The 19,143-nt window shown below is 73.7% G+C and carries 14 protein-coding genes; 7 read left to right on the top strand and 7 right to left on the bottom strand.

Going from position 1 to position 19,143, the window contains the following annotated elements; genetic code table 11:
- Positions 1-24: 24 nt before the first annotated feature.
- Complete coding sequence (locus tag WMF12_RS40115) at positions 25-2,187, bottom strand: serine/threonine-protein kinase (protein ID WP_437853718.1); 2,163 nt, start codon at positions 2,185-2,187, stop codon at positions 25-27.
- Between the two features lie 114 nt (positions 2,188-2,301).
- Between WMF12_RS40115 and argS the strand changes: the two genes are divergently transcribed.
- Both argS and WMF12_RS40105 read left to right on the top strand, forming a co-directional pair.
- Complete coding sequence (gene argS, locus WMF12_RS40110) at positions 2,302-4,035, top strand: arginine--tRNA ligase (protein ID WP_437853716.1); 1,734 nt, start codon at positions 2,302-2,304, stop codon at positions 4,033-4,035.
- 170 nt (positions 4,036-4,205) lie between these two features.
- A complete protein-coding gene (locus WMF12_RS40105) occupies positions 4,206-5,438 on the top strand; it encodes a choice-of-anchor L domain-containing protein (protein WP_437853714.1) in 1,233 nt (410 codons plus the stop codon).
- Positions 5,439-5,518: 80 nt separating this feature from the next.
- On the opposite strand, the gene WMF12_RS40100 is transcribed toward WMF12_RS40105, so the two are convergent.
- Together WMF12_RS40100 and WMF12_RS40095 are read right to left on the bottom strand one after the other, a co-directional pair.
- Complete coding sequence (locus WMF12_RS40100; RefSeq protein ID WP_437742015.1) at positions 5,519-6,031, bottom strand: hypothetical protein; 513 nt, start codon at positions 6,029-6,031, stop codon at positions 5,519-5,521.
- A gap of 481 nt (positions 6,032-6,512) precedes the next feature.
- Positions 6,513-6,890 carry a hypothetical protein gene (locus tag WMF12_RS40095; RefSeq protein ID WP_437853713.1) on the bottom strand — a complete coding sequence of 126 codons (378 nt, stop codon included), beginning with the start codon at positions 6,888-6,890 and terminating at the stop codon, positions 6,513-6,515.
- A gap of 185 nt (positions 6,891-7,075) precedes the next feature.
- Here WMF12_RS40095 and WMF12_RS40090 point away from each other — a divergent pair, with 185 nt between their 5' ends.
- The 3 genes from WMF12_RS40090 (at position 7,076) to WMF12_RS40080 (ending at position 11,049) form a co-directional block, all read left to right on the top strand.
- Positions 7,076-8,887, top strand: coding sequence for an ABC transporter ATP-binding protein (locus WMF12_RS40090; RefSeq protein ID WP_437742013.1), 1,812 nt, complete (start codon positions 7,076-7,078; stop codon positions 8,885-8,887).
- A gap of 109 nt (positions 8,888-8,996) precedes the next feature.
- Positions 8,997-9,452 carry a helix-turn-helix domain-containing protein gene (locus WMF12_RS40085; protein WP_437742012.1) on the top strand — a complete coding sequence of 152 codons (456 nt, stop codon included), beginning with the start codon at positions 8,997-8,999 and terminating at the stop codon, positions 9,450-9,452.
- Positions 9,453-9,735: 283 nt separating this feature from the next.
- Positions 9,736-11,049, top strand: coding sequence for a serine/threonine protein kinase (locus WMF12_RS40080; RefSeq protein WP_437853711.1), 1,314 nt, complete (start codon positions 9,736-9,738; stop codon positions 11,047-11,049).
- Positions 11,050-11,612: 563 nt separating this feature from the next.
- On the opposite strand, the gene orn is transcribed toward WMF12_RS40080, so the two are convergent.
- Complete coding sequence (gene orn / locus WMF12_RS40075) at positions 11,613-12,176, bottom strand: oligoribonuclease (RefSeq protein WP_012240261.1); 564 nt, start codon at positions 12,174-12,176, stop codon at positions 11,613-11,615.
- Positions 12,177-12,296: 120 nt separating this feature from the next.
- Here orn and WMF12_RS40070 point away from each other — a divergent pair, with 120 nt between their 5' ends.
- Together WMF12_RS40070 and WMF12_RS40065 are read left to right on the top strand one after the other, a co-directional pair.
- On the top strand, positions 12,297-13,529 hold the full coding sequence (locus WMF12_RS40070; RefSeq protein WP_437742010.1) for an acetyl-CoA C-acetyltransferase: 1,233 nt from the start codon (positions 12,297-12,299) through the stop codon (positions 13,527-13,529).
- Positions 13,526-14,638, top strand: a complete 1,113-nt coding sequence (locus tag WMF12_RS40065) for a cation diffusion facilitator family transporter (RefSeq protein ID WP_437853709.1) — start codon at positions 13,526-13,528, stop codon at positions 14,636-14,638. Before WMF12_RS40070 ends, WMF12_RS40065 begins: the two co-directional genes overlap by 4 nt.
- A gap of 30 nt (positions 14,639-14,668) precedes the next feature.
- On the opposite strand, the gene WMF12_RS40060 is transcribed toward WMF12_RS40065, so the two are convergent.
- Genes WMF12_RS40060 through WMF12_RS40050 form a run of 3 tightly spaced genes read right to left on the bottom strand, consistent with a single transcriptional unit; the run spans position 14,669 to position 19,049 of the window.
- Positions 14,669-16,204, bottom strand: coding sequence for a hypothetical protein (locus WMF12_RS40060; RefSeq protein ID WP_437853707.1), 1,536 nt, complete (start codon positions 16,202-16,204; stop codon positions 14,669-14,671).
- Positions 16,201-16,584 (bottom strand): hypothetical protein, encoded by a 384-nt coding sequence (locus WMF12_RS40055; protein ID WP_437853705.1) that lies wholly within the window; start codon positions 16,582-16,584, stop codon positions 16,201-16,203. The genes WMF12_RS40060 and WMF12_RS40055 overlap by 4 nt, the downstream gene beginning before the upstream one ends.
- On the bottom strand, positions 16,584-19,049 hold the full coding sequence (locus WMF12_RS40050; protein WP_437853703.1) for an Hsp70 family protein: 2,466 nt from the start codon (positions 19,047-19,049) through the stop codon (positions 16,584-16,586). Before WMF12_RS40050 ends, WMF12_RS40055 begins: the two co-directional genes overlap by 1 nt.
- Positions 19,050-19,143: the final 94 nt, after the last annotated feature.

Below are 19,143 nucleotides of genomic sequence, written 5' to 3'. Positions count from 1 at the left end.
CCGCGCCACGCGGGCGCGGTCGGCTCAGTAGCGCAGCCGGTCCCGCAGGGCGCGCACCGCGCGCTCGAGCCCCTCGTGGTGGTGGAAGCAGCACTGCCCGATGCGCGGCTGGCACTGCGACGAGCGGAGCATCTCCAGGAACACGAGCGCGCGCGCGTCCCCCTCGAGCGCCGCGCGCTCGAAGAGCGCCTCCTTGCGCCGGCAGGGGGCCTCGCGCAGCGCCACGGCGATGCGCAGCGGGACGCTCGCGCGCTTCAGCACCTCGGGGCGGCGGAGCAGCGCCGCCGCGCGCTTTCCGCCCTGCGTGCCCCCGTAGCCGCTCGAGATCTCGTAGGCGATGTCGAGGCCCTCCGGGCCCAGGCGGCTCTCCAGCGCGTCGAAGATCGCGTCCGCGCGGCCGTCGGTCCGGTACGAGCTCTTCACGGCGACGGCGGCCGCGGCCGTCATCACGTCGCGTTGCTCGAAGGCGGCGCGATCCTTCTCGAGCAGCGTGAGCAGCGCGCTCTCCGCGTCGCCCCACCGCTTCGCCCGGACCGCCGCCACGAGGCGCTCGCGCTCGGCCGGGAGGCCCGCGCCCTCGAGCGGCTCCGGGCCGGCGAGCGCCGCGCCCGCGTCCGGCGCGCCCGCGTCCGGCTCCGCCGCACCCGCGTCCAGCGCCGCCGCGACGTCGGCCGACCCGGGGGCCGAGGCGCTCGCGACGGGCGCCGCGGAGGGGGCTTGCAGAGGGGGGCCGAGGGCATCCTGCGCCTGGGCGGCCGGCGCCCCGGCGGGGGCCGTCTGCGCCGCTGCGGGCGCCGCCTGGAGCTCCGGGCCGGCGGCCGCCGGGGCGCCCGCGCGCAGCCAGCCTGCGCCCGCGGGCAGCCGGCCGAGGAGCAGCGCGCCCGCCGCGCCCATCGCGGCCACGGCGGCCACCCCGAGCATCCAGCCCCACGCGCGCCGTCGCGCTCGCGGCCGGCCCCCTGCCGCCCCGCGCGCTGCCTTCCCGGGCGCCTCGCCGTCAGCCCCGGCGGCCCCGAGCTGCAGGCCGAACGCGTCGGCCTCGGCGCTGCCGGTCGCCGCCCCGCCAGCCGCGCCGCCCCTGGCCGCAGCGCCGCCGGCCGCGCCCGCGCGGTCTTGCCCTGCCGGCAGCTCGGGCGGCATGGCGTGCGGGATCGCGCGCAGCGGCTCGCTGAGCCGCCACGTCCCGCTCGAGAGCGGCTCCTTCCAGGGGAGGAGGCCGAGCGCCTCGGACCTCGGCACGGCCGCGTCGAGCGCCGCGAGCAGCGCGCGGGCGTTCGCGGGGCGCTCCGCCGGGTCCTTGCGCAGGATGCGCATCACGAGCGCCTCGAGCTCGCGCGGCGCCGCCGTGCCCGGGGCGCGCAGCCGGAGCGGCGGCGGGGCCGTGTGGAGCTGCTCGCGGAAGATCTCGACGGGCAGGATCGCGTCGAACGGGTGCTTCCCGGCGAGCATCTCGTAGAGGATGAGCCCGAGCGCGTAGAGATCGGAGCGCTCGTCGACGTGATCCATGCCCTGCGCCGCCTCGGGCGCCATGTACGCGAGCGTGCCGAAGACCATGCCGCTCAGCGTGATCCGGCCGGCGTCGGGCCGCGCCTCGCTGCTGTGCGCGTCCGTCGTGGAGAGGCGCTCGATCGGCACCTTCGCCAGGCCGAAATCGATGAGCTTCACGGCGTCGGTGCCGTCCTCGACCATGACGTTGCGCGGCTTCAGATCGCGGTGGATGACGCCGCGCTCGTGGGCCGCGGCGAGCGCCGCCGCGATCTGCCGCGCGATCTCCGCGGCGCGCGGGGCGGGCAAGGGGCCCCTCTTGATGATGCGATCGAGCGTCGTGCCGCGGACGTGCTCCAGCACGAGGAACCGGGAGCCGTCGGGGAGGGTGCCGAAGTCTGTCGCCGAGGCGATGTTCGGGTGCTGGATGTGCGCGCCCGCGATCGCCTCGCGCTCGAAGCGCGCCGTGAGCTCCGGGGAGCCCTTCGCCGCGGGCAGGAGGAGCTTCACGGCCAGCCACTTGCGCAGGAGCAGGTGCTCGGCCTTGTACACCGCGCCCATCCCGCCCGTCGCGACGAGCTCCACGATCCGGTACCGGTCCGAGAGGACCGTCCCGACCAGCTGGGCCGCAGCGCTCTCCGCGAGCGCGTTGCTCGCGACGGGCGGCAGATCGCCGGGGGCAGGGGGCGGGGAAGCGCTCACGTGAGGCGTGAACTGTCCGGCCTACCCCGATTTTTGTCAAAGGTGCGCTGATGTGGCGGTGCCGCTCCGGCTTGCCTATTGAATTGGCCGGGCGCTCGGGCCAAAGGATACGCCATGGCCGATCCCGTCCACGCCCTCGCCCGCGCATTCAAGGCGGCGATCACCGCCGCGTTCGGCGAAGAGCACGCCGCGGTTGATCCTTCCCTGCGCCGCTCCACCCACGCCGACTACCAGGCGAACGCCGCCATGGCGCTCGGCAAGCGCCTCGGCAGGCCGCCGCGCGAGGTCGCGGCGGCGATCGTGGCGGCGCTAGAGCTCGACGGGATCTGCCGGAAGGTCGAGATCGCGGGCCCCGGGTTCGTGAACCTGACGCTCGAGGACGCGTACCTCACGCGCGAGCTCGCCGAGACGGCGGGCGGCGGGCGGCTCGGGATCGCGCCCGCGGCCGAGCCCGAGACGGTGATCGTCGACTACTCGGGCCCCAACGCCGCGAAGGAGATGCACGTCGGCCACCTCCGCAGCACGATCATCGGCGACGCCCTCGCGCGCGTGCTCGAGGCGCTCGGCCACCGCGTGATCCGCCAGAACCACCTCGGCGACTGGGGCACGCCGTTCGGCATGCTGATCGAGCACATGCTCGACCTCGGCGAGGCCGCGGCCTCGCAGGAGCTCTCGGTCGGCGATCTCAACGAGTTCTACCGGCAGGCGCGCGCCAAGTTCGACGGCGATGCGGCGTTCGCCGAGCGCTCGCGCCGGCGGGTCGTGCGGCTCCAGGGCGGCGACGAGCAGACCCTCGCGCTCTGGCGGCAGCTCGTGCGCGAGTCGACGCGCTACTTCGACTCGGTCTACCGCCGCCTCGGCGTGACCTTGACCGACGCGGATTTTGCCGGCGAGAGCTTCTACAACCCGATGCTGCCCGACGTCGTCGAGGAGCTCGGTCGCAAGGGGCTGGCGCGCGAGAGCGAGGGCGCCCTCTGCGTCTTCCCGGCCGGCTTCACCGGCAAGGGCGGCGAGCCGCTGCCGCTCATCGTGCGCAAGCAGGACGGCGGCTACGGCTACGCCACGACGGATCTCGCGGCGATCCGCCACCGCCTCACGACGGTCGGCGCGCGCCGGATCGTCTATGTCGTCGGCGCGCCGCAGAGCCAGCACTTCGCGATGGTCTTCGCGACCGCGCGCGAGGCGGGCTGGCTCACCCCGCCGGCCCGGGCCGAGCACGTGGCGTTCGGCTCGGTGCTCGGGGCCGACAAGAAGATGTTCAAGACGAGGCGCAGCGAGACCGTGAAGCTCTCGGACCTGCTCGACGAGGCCCTGGAGCGCGCGGCGAAGGTGGTGCGGGAGAAGAACCCGGAGCTCGACGCCGAGGCCGGAGGCGCCGTGGCGCGGGCGGTCGGCGTGGGCGCGGTGAAGTACGCCGATCTCTCGAGCGACCGGATCAAGGACTACGTGTTCGACTGGGATCGCATGCTGGCGTTCGAGGGGAACACGGCGCCCTACCTGATGTACGCGCACGCCCGCGTCCGCTCGATCTTCCGGAAGGCCGGCGTCGAGTCGCCGCGCGAGGCCGGGATCGTGCTGAGCGAGCCGGCGGAGCGGGCGCTCGTGCTGGAGCTGCTCCGGTTCGGCGCCGTGCTGGAGGACGTGGCGGCCACGCTCGAGCCGCACCGCCTGTGCGGTTACCTGTTCGAGCTCGCCGGGTCGTTCACGAGCTTCTACGAGCGCTGCCCGGTGCTCCGGGCCGAGAGCGACGACGTGCGCCGCTCGCGCCTCGCGCTCTGCGATCTGACGGCGGAGGTGCTGGCGAAGGGCCTCGGCCTGCTCGGGATCGAGGCGCCGGAGCGGATGTAGCGCGTCCGGCAGCGGCGCCCCACCCCGCCTGCGTTCGGCGATCGCGCATCCGCCTGAGGATGCGCCTCTGCCTGAGCTGCGCGTGCCTGCCCGCGCATTCGAACCGAGGTTGCGCTCGCCCGCTCGAGGTTGCGCGCGACGTCGGTCCGTTCTCTCTGGCAAAGTGCAGCATGATCGAACAACGGTTGGCTCTCCCCTGCGCCGGCATGGCCGTGATGGCGGTGCTCGCCGTCGCATTCGGGTGCTCCGCGGTGGGCGGCGCGTCCGCGCCGGGGGGTGGGGGAGACGGGCGCGAGGAGCCCTCGGGGACCATCGGCGAGGACGGCCCCGGCGGGCTCGATGAGCCGGGCGAGCCAGGGCTGGGCTCCGGTGACGCAATCCCCATCACCGATCCCAACGTGGACGGCGACGGGGACGGGTTCACGCCCGCGGAGGGCGACTGCAACGATGTTGATGGAAATGTGAATCCAGGCGCGATCGAGGTCGAGGTCACCGAGCCTGACGCGAACGGCCAGATCCCCGCGCCGGCGGACGAGGATTGCGACGGGGTGATCGACGACGTGCCGCCACCGTGCGACGAGGGCCTCTCGCTGGAGGACTTCGATCCGGCGAACGGGGCCAAGGCGATCGACCTTTGCGCCGTGGCGTCCCGCGAGGACAGGCGGTGGGGTGTGCTCTCCGCGAGGTATGTCCGCGGGGACGGCTCGCCTGCGGAGCGGTCGCCCGCGGTTGGCCTCTTCGATGGGTTCGGCCCCAACGTGCACGTGCAGGGCGGCGCGCGCCTGCTCGCGCTCTCGACGGGGAGCGCACGCCTTCCCGGCCACCCCGACGCCTGCTGGTCCGGGAGCTGCTCGAGCTACGGTCCCGGCACCGCGCCGCCCGGGTTCCCTCAGGACAACCCTTCCTGTCCTCCGTCCAGCTTCATCAACGACGACGTCGGCCTCGAGGTCGTCCTCCGCGCGCCGACGAACGCGACCGGCTACGAGTTCCTCTTCAAGTTCTATACGTTCGAATACCCGGAGTGGGTCTGCGAGGACTTCAACGATCAATTCGTCGCGCTGGCGACGCCCGCGCCTCCCGGGTCGTACAACGGCAATCTCTCGTTCGACGGGGAGGGAAGGCCGGTCAGCGTCAATATCGCGTTCTTCGATGTCTGCGACGGATGTCCGCTCGGCTCGGGTGAGCTCGTGGGGACGGGGTTCAGCCCGCGCCGCGACGGCGGCACCCGGTGGCTCAAGACCCGCGCGCCGGTGCATGGCGGCGAGGAGATCTCGCTCCGGTTCATCCTGTTCGACACCGGCGACGATCGCTTCGACTCGACCGCGCTCATCGATGGCTTCCGCTGGATCGCGACCGGCGGCACGGTCAGCCTGGAGACGGTGCCCGCGGTCCAGTTCCTCTGAGGCGAGGGGCGCTCCTCCCCGCGCCGACGCCTCGTCGGCGTGCGGTCGCGAGGCCTGGTCGCCTCGCTGGGCGCTTCGGGCTACCGGCACGTCCGGCAGTCCCCCCCGCAATCCACGGCGAGCTCGCTTCCATTCAGGACCCCGTCGTCGCACGAGGGCGCCTGGCAGACACGCTCCCTGCACACGCCGGACCCGCAGTTCTCGCCGGTGAGGCACGCCTCGCCCGCGGGGCAGAGCGGGCACGAGCGCGTGCCGCAGTCGACGCCGGTCTCGAAGCCGTTCGCCACGCCGTCGACGCAGGTCGGAGCCTGGCAAACTCCCAGGCGACACACGCCCTCCTTGCAGTCGATGCCCGTCTCGCACGAGGCGCCGAAGCCGCAAGGCTTGCACGAGCCGCCGCAGTCGCGGTCGGTCTCTCCTTCGTCTCCATCGGTGACGTCATTGTTGCAGTGCGGGGGGATGCAGGCGTCCGCCGTGCAGGTCCAGCCCTTGAGGCACTCCTCGCAATTCCAGATCTGGATGACACCACCACTCCCCTCGCAGGAAAGGAAAAAAGGCGCCGTCAGCCCCAATGCAATGACGCGTCGAAGCATGGTGCTCGCTCTTCTCGTAGTTGATGGTCTGGTGACGATGACAGTACATCATGCACGGGCATCGAGGGCACCGATCTGGCTTTTTGCGCGCGGATTTATAGCATTCCGGACTGGTGGTCCGGATTGTCAAATAATCGACATGAAGAGGTCCTCGGCGTGCGAGCGCCCTGATCCGACGCGCGGAGATCGGACACGCAGAGATGGGACGTGCAGAGTAGGGCGGGTGAGGAGAGGGGAGGGGGGGGCTCATCCACCACGCGCCGCGCGAGAGGGGCCGCAGCGGCCGTTCTCTACGGATCGGCAGGAGCGCGCCGTTCGATGGCTCTCGCGCCCGACAGGACCGCACCGAGCGCGCCGGCTGGACGGCGATGGGAAGAAGGGGCTGTGAAGGCGCCTGGGCTCCTTGACGGGGCGGCGCGTTCGGTGCGCGCGCCGCGTGGCGGGGCGGCGCGCTCCGAGCGCGAGGCGGCGCGCGTCGCGCTCAGGTGCGGGCGGCGGCGCGGCGCGCCGTGATGAAGGATCGCACGCAGAGGGCGACGTAGCCCGCCGAGAGGACGGCCATCACGGACTGGGCGATGACGGCCGGGGGGCGCGCCACGTCGCCGCCGGAGAGCAGCGTCGGCAGCTGGGTCAGGCCGCGGGCGGAGCCGAGGAAGCCGAGGACGCCGACCATGGCCGACGCGTGCATGGCGTGCATGCGGTACCTCTCCTGTCGCGCGAGCAGGCCGAGCCCGATCGCGACGACCCCGAAGCCGGCCGGGATGAGCGCCGTCGGCGCGCTCGTTGCCGCGAATCCGCCGACGCCGAGCGCTGTGAGCAGCGCTCCGTAGCCCATGGTCAACGTGGACATGCTCGACATGAAGAGCCTCCTTTTCTTTCGGAGGCCCGGGATACCGCGCCGGGCGCGCGTCCGCCACAGCATCCGCCCGCCCGCCCGACCGCGACCGCGGCCGCCCGTGGTCGTCGCGCTCGCGTCCCTCAGCCCTCGCGCCCTCGCGGGTCTTCGCGGGCGGAGCGCCGCGGCGTGGTTAGAATCCGCCGTCCATGCTCGGCCTCTCCCGCCTGCGGGACAGCTTTGCCTACACACCACGGACGCTCCAGCTCGTCTGGCGCTCGTCGAAGGCGGCGAGCGTCGCCCTCGGCGCGCTCACGCTCGCCGCGGCGGCGCTGCCGCTCGGGGTGGCCTACGTGGGAAAGGCGATCACGGACGCGGTGGTCGCCCGCGACGAGCGCGCGGCGCTCGTGTGGGTCTCGGTCGAGCTCGGCCTCGTGGCCGCGCTCGCGCTCGCGCAGCGCGGGCTCTCGCTGACGCGGCAGCTGCTCGGCGCGCGGCTCTCGATCGACATCCACGGGATGATCCTCGAGAAGGCGCTCTCGCTCTCGCTGGTCCATTTCGAAGACCCCGAGTTCTACGACCAGCTCACCCGCGCGCGCCGCGAGGCGTCGTCTCGCCCCGCCGCCGTCGTGACCGAGAGCTTCTCCCTCGTGCAGAACCTGATCACGCTCGCGGGGTACGCCGCGCTGCTCCTCGGGTTCAGCGCCCTCGCGGTGCTCGCGCTCGTGCTCGCGGCCGTCCCCGCGACGGTCGCCGAGGCGCGCTTCTCCGGCGCGGCGTTCCGCCTCCGGAACTGGCGCTCTCCCGAGGCCCGCCGGCTCAACTACCTGGAGTACGTGCTCGCCAACGACGGCCACGCCAAGGAGGTGAAGCTCTTCGGGCTCGGGCCGACGTTCCTCGAGCGGTACAAGGCGCTCGCGGCGTCGTTCTACCGGGAGGACAGCGCCCTCGCGGTCCGCCGCGCCGGGTGGTCCTATGGCCTGTCGCTCCTCGGCACCGCCGCGTTCTACGGCTGCTATGGCGCCATGGCGGCCGGCGCCGCGGCGGGGCGCCTCTCGCTCGGCGAGATGGTCCTTTACGTCGCCGCCTTCCGGCAAGGCCAGCAGGCGTTCCAGGCCGTCCTCGCCGGCGTCGGCGGCATGTACGAGCACAACCTCTACATGTCGAATCTCTTTCAATATTTGTCCATCCCGACCGGCGAGCCGCCCGCGCCGCCGGCCGGCCGCGCAGACGCGCCTGCGCCCCTGCCGGCCGACGGCGCGCGCGACCGGGGCGTGCGGTTCGAGGGGGTCGGCTACCGGTATCCTGGCCAGTCGCGCTGGGCGCTCCGGGGGATCGATCTCCACATCCCGAGCGGTCAGAGCCTGGCGCTCGTCGGGCACAACGGCGCCGGAAAGACCACGTTCATCAAGCTGCTCGCGCGCTTGTACGAGCCCACCGAGGGGCGAATCCTGCTCGACGGCAAGGATCTCCGCGCCTGGGAGCCCGACGCGCTCCGCCGGAGGATCGGTGTCGTCTTTCAGGACTTCAACCAATACCAGCTCACGCTGCGCGAGAACGTCGGGCTGGGCAGCGTCGAGCACCTCGCGGACGAGCCGCGCGTCGCGCGCGCGGTCGCCGAGGGCGGCGCCGACGAGGTCGTGACGGTCGTGCCCGGGGGCCTCGACGCGCAGCTCGGGCGCTGGTTCAAGGGCGGCGTCGAGCTGAGCGGCGGGCAGTGGCAGAAGGTGGCGCTCGCGCGCGCCTTCATGCGCGAGCAGGCCGACATCCTCGTGCTCGACGAGCCGACCGCGGCGCTCGACGCCGAGGCCGAGCACGCGGTCTTCCAGCGGTTCCGGTCCTTGTCCAAGGGGCGGACGACCATCGTCATCTCTCACCGCTTCCCGACCGTGCGCATGGCCGACCGCATCGTCGTGCTCGACGGCGGGCGCATCGTCGAGGAGGGCACCCACGACGAGCTCGTCGCCCGTGGCCAGCGCTATGCCCGCATGTTCGCGCTGCAGGCCGAAGGGTACCTGTAGCGCCGCCGGCGCGGCGCGTTCGGTGCGCCGGCGAGCGGGCGCGCTCCTCACGCGGGGCGGCCTGCCTTCTCGGGGGCTCGGGCGAGCTCTGCCTGCTAGGCTCGCGCTCATGCGCGACACGCTCCCCAAGGAGGTCGGCCAGGCGGTCCACATCCTCCGGTTGCTCCGCGGGCTCAGCATGCAGGAGTTCGCGGAGCGGGCGCAGCTCTCGGCCACGTACCTGCGGCAGGTCGAGCGCGGCGAGCGGGATCTCGGGCTCGGCGCGCTCGGCCTGATCGCCCAGGGGCTCCAGTGCGAGCCGCGCCTCCTGCTCCCCGGCGACGGGCGCAGCCCTGTCGCGTCCATCGTGGCAGAGCGCTTTGACCAGGCCGAGGAGGCGCTCCAGAGCGCGATCCTCTTTCTGCTCATGGAGCCTGACGACTCACCGAGAAAGCAAGCAATGCTCGCCCTCGCCAGCGAAGATCCGGAGCGCGCACGCCCGGCAGCTCCGCCCAAGTCGCCCCGCCCGGAGCGCGCTTTTTCAGGGCGTATTACTCCGCCGTCGAGCCGTCGTTCCGGAAAGTGATAGACCCGCCTCGCGCGCTCCGTGGCGCCGGTCCGCGCTGGCGACGGCTTCCGCGCGCCTGAGACCTCTGTTACTGTCTCCGCCAACCGATGTTCCCCGCGCCGTGTCCGGGGGTGTCATGGACTCGAACCTCGTGCCGGAGGTCCGACGCAGTGAGCAGAATCTTTTGGGCTGATCCAACACCGCAGCCAACATCGAAGAACGCGCGCCGCGCCGTCCTCTCCTTCCTGCGCGCGAGGCCTGAATCCTCCGTGCCCGTCGCGCGGATCGAGGCGGAGGGGCCATGGTGATCCTCGGGCAGGAGTTCGCGGGGTACACCATCGTCGCGAGCCTCGACTCTCCCGCTCCGGCGGAGGCGTATCGCGCGCTCGACGCCGATGGCCGCGAGGTGACGCTCTATGTCCAGGAGGGCATGGGCATCGACGCCGATGCGTTCCGCGGCGCGCTGGAGAGGCTCCTCTCGCTGTCTGCGCGGGTGCACGGCATCGTGCCTGTGATCGCGGGCGGGATGGAGGGAGATGCGGGGTGGATCGCTGCCCGGCAGAGCGACGATCCCTCGGTGGAAGATCTGCTGCCCCGGCTTCGCTCCGTCGCGTACGAGCTCGTCGTCGACGTCGCGCGGACGCTGGGCGCCGCGCACGCGCTGGGGCTCTCGCACGGGGATCTCGGCCCGCACACGGTGGTGATCACCGGTCAGGGCGCCGCTGTCCTGAGGGCGTTCGGGCTGCACCTGCCGTTCGGGGCGCCCGAGGACGCCATGGCGGATGCGGCGCGGTACCGGGCGCCGGAGCTCTTCAACGATCCGCATGCTCGCGCGATCGATGAACGAACCGACGTCTACGGGCTCGGGATGCTGCTGTATTGCCTCCTCGGGGGGCCGCGCCCGTTCGACGGCCGCGACGATCTGGATGTGTGCGCGCTCGACGAGGTGCCGCCGCCGCTCGAGGGGGTGTCGGCCCAGGTGAACGAGGCGCTGACCCGGGCGCTCGCGAAGGATCCTGACGCGCGGTTCCAGACGGTCCACGAACTCATGGCCGCCGTGCGGCCGCTGCTCGTGGGCGCGGCGCCGCTCGCGGGGGGCGCTCCGCCGCCGAGGGGGCCGCGCCCGCAAGCTGCGGCCGCCCCGTCGCTGCAGGAGTCGGCGCCGGATACGGAGCGGAGCGTGCCCGCTCCGGCGTCCCGCAACACGCTGCCCACCGGGACCCTCCCTCCGGAGGCCATGCGGCACCCCGTCGTCGAGATCGCCGCGCCGCGCTCGCGCAGCAACGTCCTGCTGGCCGGCGGAGCGCTGCTGCTCGTCGCGCTGACGAGCGCCGCCGTCGCGGTGCCGTTGAGCTCGTACATCGCCCGACATGGGATACCGTCCCCACCCGCCGGGCCGCCGGCTCACGTGAGTGACTCACATCACAATGAGCCGACAGCTTCCCCGGTGCAGTGCGATCCCGGCGCCTCCGAGGCGGCGGGTTCTGCCGTGGAGGCGCCGGCGACGAAGTCCGGGGTGACGCGCCGTGCTGAGCCCGCCCCGCTGGTCGCGACTCCCGCCGTGGAAGCCAAGGGTAGCCCCGGGCAACCGTGGTACGGCGACCAGCTATTCTAAGGCAATCGCGCAGGTCCGGTAGCAAACGACACCCCGGCGGATTGGGGCCGCCGGGGTGTCTACGCCGCAGACCTCGTGCCGGAGGCCTGGACGCATGGCTAGCCTACTCAAAGCATTGCCTCGATCGATCGAATTTTCTCGTTTTGAGGACAATTTTTCTTCGATTGCCAGCGGAGCCGCCTTTCCGGCCGGATTTGCGAGGGCGGGCGGGTGAACCGACCGAGGTTGAGGGCGGGGCGGGGCGGGGCGGAGGGCGGGGCGGGGCGAGGTGCCAGGCGGGTGAACCGACCGAGGTTGAGGGCGGGGCGGGGCGAGTTGCCGGGCGGGTGAACCGACCGAGGTTGAGGGCGGGGCGGGGCGAGTTGCCGGGCGGGTGAACCGACCGAGGTTGAGGGCGGGTGAACCGACCGAGGTTGAGGGCGGGGCGCCGACCGACGGGTGAACCGACCGAGGTTGAGGGCGGGGCGCCGACCGAGGTTGGGGATGCCGGCGAGCGAGGATGCTGAACCGCAAGCCCGAGGACGCGGTCGGCCCTCAGGCTCCCCTCGGCTCACCGCGATCGCTCAGCGGAGCTCGTTCCCCGGGAGCGGCTGGAACACGTTTGCCCGGTACCACCTGAGCTCCTCGATCGACTCGCGGATGTCGTCGAGCGCGCGGTGGATCTCGCGCTTCTTGGGCGCGGCGCGCAGCGGATACCAGCGGCGCACGAGCTCCTTGAGCGTCGAGACATCCACGATGCGGTAGTGCAGGAAGGAGAGGAGCTCCGGCATGTAGCGCTGCAGGAAGGCGCGGTCCTTCCACACGGAGTTGCCGCACAGCACGGCCGTCCCCTTGTCACAGTGCGCCTCGAGGAACGCGCGCGTCTCGGACTCCGCGTCGCCGACCGAGAGCGTGGACGCGCGGATGCGCTCGAGGAGCCCCGAGCGCTCGTGGAGATCGCGGACGAAGTCGCTCATTCCCGCGAGGACGCTCTCCGGCTGGTGGATGACGAGGCACGGCCCCTCGGCGACCACGGTCAGGTCGGGCTCCGTGACGATGGTCGCGATTTCCACGATCGCACACGAGCTCTCGTCGAGCCCCGTCATCTCGAGATCGACCCACACCATGCGCTGCGACCGGTCCGTCATCGGCGGCGAGCATAGCCGATCCGCGCCGGCTCAGGTCCACCGAGACCCGACGCGACCAGGCTGCCCCGGGAACGGGCGGTGTGCTAAGCACGGGCCGGACATCGGGCTCGGAGGCCTGTCATGCGAGACGTCTTCATCGTGGATGCCGTTCGCACGCCGCGCGGGCGCGGCAAGGCGGGCAAGGGAGCGCTCTCGGGCGTGCACCCTCAAGAGCTCCTCGCGCAAACGCTCAATCGCCTCGCCGAGAAGACCGGGATCCGCAAGCAGGACGTCGAGGATGTGGTCGTCGGGTGCGTGACCCAGGCGGGCGAGCAGGGCGCGTGCATCGCGCGCACCGCCATCCTCGCGGCCGGCTGGCCGGACGCCGTGACCGGCGTGACCGTCAACCGCTTCTGTGGCTCGGGCGCGCAGGCGGTGAACTTCGCGGCGATGGGGGTCATGTCCGGCCAGCAGGAGGTCGCCGTCGGCGGCGGCGTCGAGAGCATGTCGCGCGTGCCGATGGGCTCGGACGGCGCGCCCCTCGACGGGAACAACCTCGCCCTCCGCAAGAAGCTCGCGATGGTCCCGCAGGGCATCTCGGCGGACCTCATCGCCACGATCGAGGGCTTCTCGCGCGAGGACGTCGACCGCTTCGCGCTGGAGAGCCAGCGCAAGGCCGAGCGGGCCGCGGGCGAGGGGCGCTTCGCGAAGAGCCTCTTCACGGTCGTCGATCTCGACGGCAAGCCGCTGCTCGACAGGGACGAGCACCCGCGGGCCGGGGCGACGATGGAGGCCCTCGCGAAGCTCGAGCCGGCGTTCGGAAGCCTCGGGTCGACGCCGATGGGCCCCGCCGGCGAGACCGTGGATGCGCTGGCGCTGGCGCGCTATCCGCAGGTGGCGTCGATCCGGCACGTCCACACGGCGGGCAACTCGAGCGGCATCGTGGACGGGGCGGCCGTCGTGCTGCTCGCGTCCGGCGACTACGTGAAGGCGCACGGGCTCGCCCCGCGGGCGAGGATCCGCGCCACGGCGACGGCCGGCGCCGAGCCGGTGATCATGCTGACGGCCCCTGCGCCCGCGTCGGAGCGAGCCCTCAAGAAGGCGGGCATGCAGGCGCGCGACGTCGATCTCTGGGAGATCAACGAGGCGTTCGCGGCGGTGCCGCTGCAGACGGCGCGCAAGCTCGACATCGACCTCGACCGCGTCAACGTGAACGGCGGCGCGATCGCGCTCGGGCACCCGCTCGGCGCGACCGGGGCCTGCCTGATCGGGACGGCGCTCGACGAGCTCGAGCGCGCCGGCAAGGCGACCGCGCTGATCACGCTGTGCATCGGCGGAGGGATGGGCGTGGCGACCATCCTCGAGCGGGTGTGAGCCGCTCCGGCGCGGCGATGGGGGTGCGCGACGATCACGGGAGCGCCTCGGACGAGCACCAGACCGGGCGCGGCGCTCGGCGCGGCGAGGGGCACGATCACGGGCATCACCATGCCCCGGGTCACGACCACGACCACGATCACGACCACGGCGACCCGCAGCACCACGACCACAGCCACGATCTCCGGCACGCGCCGCTCCGCCGGCTGATCGCGGCGTTCGCCCTCACGGCGTCGTTCCTGGTCGTCGAGGCGGCGGTCGGGTGGTGGTCGAAGAGCCTCGCCCTGCTGGCCGACGCGGGCCACATGCTCGCGGACGCCGCGGCGCTCGGCATCGCCATCATCGCCCAGCGCATCGCGGCGCAGGCGCGGACGCGCGAGCGGACGTACGGCTTCCGGCGCGCGGAGGTGCTCGCGGCCTTCGCCAACGGCGTCGCGCTGGCGCTGACGGCGATCTGGATCTTCATCGAGGCGGCCCACCGCTGGCGCGCGCCCCAGGCGGTGCACGCCGAGGCGCTGGCGATCACCGCGGCGCTGGGGCTGCTCGTGAACGTGGTCGCGGCGCTGCTGCTCTCGACCGGCGAGCACGGGCACAACATCAACACGCGGGCCGCGCTGGCGCACGTGCTGTCGGACGCGCTCGGCTCGGTCGGCGCCATCGCTGCGGGCGTGCTCATCCTCGCCTTCGGCTGGACGCGGGCCGATCCGGTGATCAGCGCGGCCATCGGCGCCCTCGTGCTCTGGGGCGGCTGGCGGCTCGTGCGGGACACGTCCCGCGTGCTCATGGAGGGCAGCCCGATCGAGATCGATCTCGCCCACGTCGAGGACACCATCCGGAGCGTGCCCGGCGTCGTCGACTTCCACGATCTGCACGTCTGGTCGATCTCCGACGGCTTCAACGTGCTCACCGTGCACGTCGTCCTCGCCAAGGGGCACCACGGCACGAACGTGGCCGCCGCGGTGGCCCGGCGGCTGCGCGAGAAGCACGCGCTCACCCACTGCACGATCCAGCCGGAGCCGCTCCAGGAAGAGCTCCTGGTGACGCTCAGGCGGCCGGGCGGCGGGGCGCCGGGCGGGGACGGGCCCGCGGGCGACCGGAGCGGCGCGTAGGGCCCTACCGGGACAGGCCCTTCGCCCGCGTCAGACCCCGCACTCGACGTTGCCGCGCTGGAGCGCCGTGAGGCGCGAGTCGCCGAGCGCCTCGGCCTCGGCGAGGAGCCACCGGAACATCGCGTTCGCGATCACCCGCTCCTTGCGCGTGTTGAACAGCCAGACGGCCGCGTGGCACACGTCGGCGTGCAGCTTGGGGAACGCGAGGCGGCGGAACTCCCCGCCGACGAGCATCGCCGCGGCCTCGTACTGAGCGCGCAGCGACGTCCACTCGCGCCACTCCGAGAGCGCCGGGAGCTCGCGCCGCTCGTCGACGCGGCGGCGCAGGGCGTCGCACGCGATCTCCACCTCGGACAGGAGCTCGTCGCGGAGGCGCCGGCGCGTGCGGCCGATGGTCGCGCCGAGGTCGTCCCACGCTGCGCGCGGCACGCGCGCCGCGCGCAGCGTCGCCGCGAGGTCCTCCTCGACCGCGCGCGCCAGCGGGCCGAGCGCCGCCTGCGCCCCCGAGGCGCCGAGCGACGCCGCCCGCTCGCGGAGCTCGGCCTGCGCGCGCTCGTCGTCGAGCGCCGCGTCCCACGCGCCGCCGAGCCGCCTCAGGTCGTCGCCCGAGACCTGGCCCCGGGGCCGGAGCAGCAGCGCGGCGTGGAGCAGCACCGCCCGGCTCCACAGATCGCCCTCGGCGACCTTCGCGGCGCAGGGCTCGGGCGCCTCCGGCTCCGGGCGCGGCGCGCCCGCGCCCGCTGCCAGGGCCCGGCGCACGAGCGGGAGCGTGGCGCGGCGGCGGGGCGCGATGAGCCATCGCAGCCAGAGCCCGAGCGCCCCCGGCGCGGGCGCCTCGCCGAGCAGCCGCGCCGCGACGGCGCCGAGCAGCGACAGCGCCCGGCCGCCGCTCACACACGCGTATCCGCTCACGGCCCCCCAGTCGCCGCGGGAGGCCGCCTCGGCTGCGAGCCAGCCCGCGGCGATGCGGCGGGCCTCGTCGGGGCAGGCGCGCTCGTCCAGGCCGGCGACGCTGTCGAAGAGCGCCCGCGCGCCCTCCACGTCGCCGCGGTGCGCCGCGAGCATCGCGCCCGCGGCGATGCCCGCGCCGCGCAGCGGAGCGGCGCTCGCCGAGGAGGGCGCGGGCGCCGCGCCGACGCGCTCGATCCGCTCGCTGACCCAGGCCTCCACCGCGGCGTCCGGCTTCCGCGCGCGGCAGAGCGCCCACGCGGCCGCGAGCGCCGCGCCGCCGCGCCGGTCGGCGCGAAAGGCCCCGTCCGACAGCGACGCGACGAAGTACGCGGCGCGCGGCAGCCCGAGCGGGATGAGCGCGTGGCGAGCGAAGGACCAGGGCGCCATGAGCAGCGCGAGCGGCGCGAGCGGCACCGCGCACCAGAGCTGACCCCCGGCGAGCGCGAGCGCGAGGAGGATCGCGATCGGCGCGAAGACGAACAGCACGACGACGTTCCAGAGGCCCACGCCGAGCATCTGGGGGCGCGGCGCCGCCCCGGGCGAGGCCCTCCGCGCGGCCGCCTCGCTGATCACCCGCACGAGGATGGCGAGCACCAGGAGGCCGCCCCAGCTCATCGTGCCCTCCAGCCGAGCGCGGACAGCGCCTCGGGCCACGGCGCGCGCGGATCCTCCCCGGGCGGCTCCGGCGGCGGCAGCTCGCCGAGGTCGTCGTCGAGATCGTCCTTCGGCGGCGGCCTCGGGTCGAGCCGCGCCCAGACCTCGTGTGCCAGGCGGCGCTCCGGGTCCCGCAGCGCCGCCATCGCCTGCCGCACCTTGTCGGCCGTCCGCGCGCCGGGGCCGACCGGCGTCGGGTACGCCGCGGCGCTCGCCAGCTTGAGCTCGAGCATCCCGAGCAGCTTCTGCCCCTCGCGCTCGATCTCTGCGCGGCTCGCGCTCGGGCGCAGCCCGAGCACGTAGAACGGGTTGTCGCGGATGCGGCGGAGCGCGTCGTCCATCACCGCACCCCCGACTCGTGGCCGAGCCTGCGCTTCTGCGCGTCGACCGGCAAGAGGCGCCAGAGCTCCTCGGTGATCGTCCTGAGCGTCGCCGTGTCGCCGCGCTCCGCCGCGCCGCGCCCGTCGCGCACGAGCCGCTGCGCGCGGACCAGATCCGAGGCCTGGTGCGCCTCGGAGGCGGCGTCCTCGAACATCCACACCCACGCCTTCGGGTGGCGCTGGAACGCCGCGCTGCTCAGGTTGCGGACCAGCCGGAGCTGCCGCTGCAGCTCGACCTGGTTCTTCTCGGCGCGCGCCCGCGCAACGCCCTGCGCGGCCTCCTCGAGGAGCGCCTTCTCGGTGCTCGATCCGAGCTGCGAGATCCACGTCGACGCGCTCGCGACGGCGGCCTGGGCCTCGGCGTCGAGCTCCGGCCAGCGCTTGTCGGCCTCGGCCTGCTCGAGCAGGACGTCGAGATCGAGCAGCGCGCGCCGCGCCTTCTGCCCCGCGTCGGCGTCGCCGCCGCGCGCCGCGGCGGCGTCGCGCTCCACCTCGGCGAGCGCGCACTCCACGTAGGTGACCTTGCCGAGCGCGTGCGGCGCGTCCCTGCGCAGGGCGGCCTCGCGCACCGCGGCGAGCCGCTCGCGCATGGCGGCGATCGAGGCGTCGAGCACCTCCGGCGCCGCCTCGGGGACGAGGAGGTGCGCGACGCGCTCGAACACGAGCCCCTGCGACGGGATCAGCGCGCGCGCCGAGAGGTGCCCGCCCCGATCGAGCTCGAGCGTCAGCTCGATCGCCGAGCCCGCGGGCAGGGTCGCGGTGAGCCCGCTCCCGTCGATCTCGAGCGTCCCGACCACGCGGCAGAGGTGGGCGACGTCGAGCTCGCCCTGCACGACGGGGATCTTCAGCACGCACGCGCTGGAGCCCTTCGGGACGCTCTCCACGCTGTGGTGCACGAACGTCCGCCGGGCCGGCAGCGGCGCGCCCCGCTCGAAGTAGACGCGCACCGAGTTGTCCGCGAGCGCGACCCCGATCGTGCGCGACAGCGGCGGATCGCCGATCGTGAGCCCCTGGACGATCGTGATCGCCTGCGGGTGCACCGGCACCCGCGCGCCGCCGGCCGCGCTCGCCTCGATGTTGAACACGTTCGGCCGGCGCGGCAGCAGGTCGACGGTCACCACGAACGCCCCCTCGGCGTCGAGCGGCGCCTCGGCGCTCGTCCACCCGTCGCCCTCGCGCGTGAGCCGGATCCGCTCGGGCGCGGCCCCCGGCCCCTCCATGACGCGGCCGACCACGTGGGGCGTGAGATCGCTCGACATGGCCGGGTACTGGAGCCACAGCCGGCGACCCTCCTCCTTGGGCCGCGCGCCCGAGGAGGAGGCCCGCGCGTCGAGCCCCGCCGTCGCCGCGTAGATCGCGGCCCCCTGCGCGACGAGCGTCATCGGATCGAGCCCCTCGCCGAAGGGCGCGCCGAGCGCGTCCCGGACGCGCTCGCGCAGCGCCGGCATCACCGTCGGCCCGCCCACGAGCACGACGCGCGCGAGCTGCGACGCATCGAGCCCGTGCGCCGCGAGCAGCCGCCGGCAGACCTCGACCGAGCGGTCGATGATCGGCGCGCAGAGCGCGTCGAGCGTGGACCTCTGCAGGACCAGGTCGACGTCGACCGGCGCGCCGTCCACCTCGAACGCCGCGGGCACCGCGAGCGCCGCCTCGTCGGCGCGGGTGAGCTCGATCTTGATCTCCTCGACCGCGAGCTTGAGCTTGCGGAGCGCGGCGGCGTGCCGCGGGTCGGCGCGGCTCACGGTGACGCCCTGGGTGCGCGCGATCTCGGCGAGCGCCCAGTCGACGATCGCCCAGTCGAAATCGCGACCGCCGAGGAAGTTGTCGCCGTCGTGCCCGACGACGCGCAGCAGCCCGTCGCGCGTCTCGAGCAGGGAGACGTCGAACGTCCCGCCGCCGAGGTCGTAGACGAGCCAGCTGCCCGTCGACTCCTCGACCGTCCAGCCGGCGGCCAGCGCCGAGGCCACTGGCTCCTGGATCAGCTCGACGCGCTCGAACCCCGCGCGCCGCGCCGCCTCCGACGTCGCCGCGCTCTGGGGCAGCTCGAAGAGCGCGGGCACGGAGATCACCGCCGAGGCCGGCAGGACCCCGAGGTGCTCCGCGACGTCGGCGCGCAGGGAGCGCAGCACCTCGGCGGCGAGCTCCTCGGGCTTCTTCGCGACCTTCGCCGCCGCGAACTCGATCGGCTGGGCCGTCCCCATCAGCCGCTTGAACTCCGCGCGGGTGTTCTGCGGATCGCTCTCGAGGAACCGGCGCGCGCGCGCGCCGACCGTGATCGTCCCGCGCGCGTCGATCCGCACCACGCTCGGGGTGAGCGTCGCGCCCTGGGAGTTCCGGACGAGGGTGACCTTCTCGCCGTCGAAGGCGGCCGCGGTCGAGTTCGTGGTGCCGAGGTCGATGCCGACGTAAAGCGGGCGTGCAGCCATCGCTCGAAAGGATACACGCGCGGCACGGCGGCCGCCCGGCGAGGCATGGAACACGCCCGGCGAAGCCGCTCGCGCGCGGCTGGCGCGCCGCGGG

This window comes from Sorangium sp. So ce363 (genome assembly GCF_051520435.1).
Taxonomy (GTDB): domain Bacteria; phylum Myxococcota_A; class Polyangia; order Polyangiales; family Polyangiaceae; genus Sorangium; species Sorangium cellulosum_B.
Note: the sequence above shows the minus strand (reverse complement) of the source record. Positions and strands in the feature narration are given on the sequence as shown.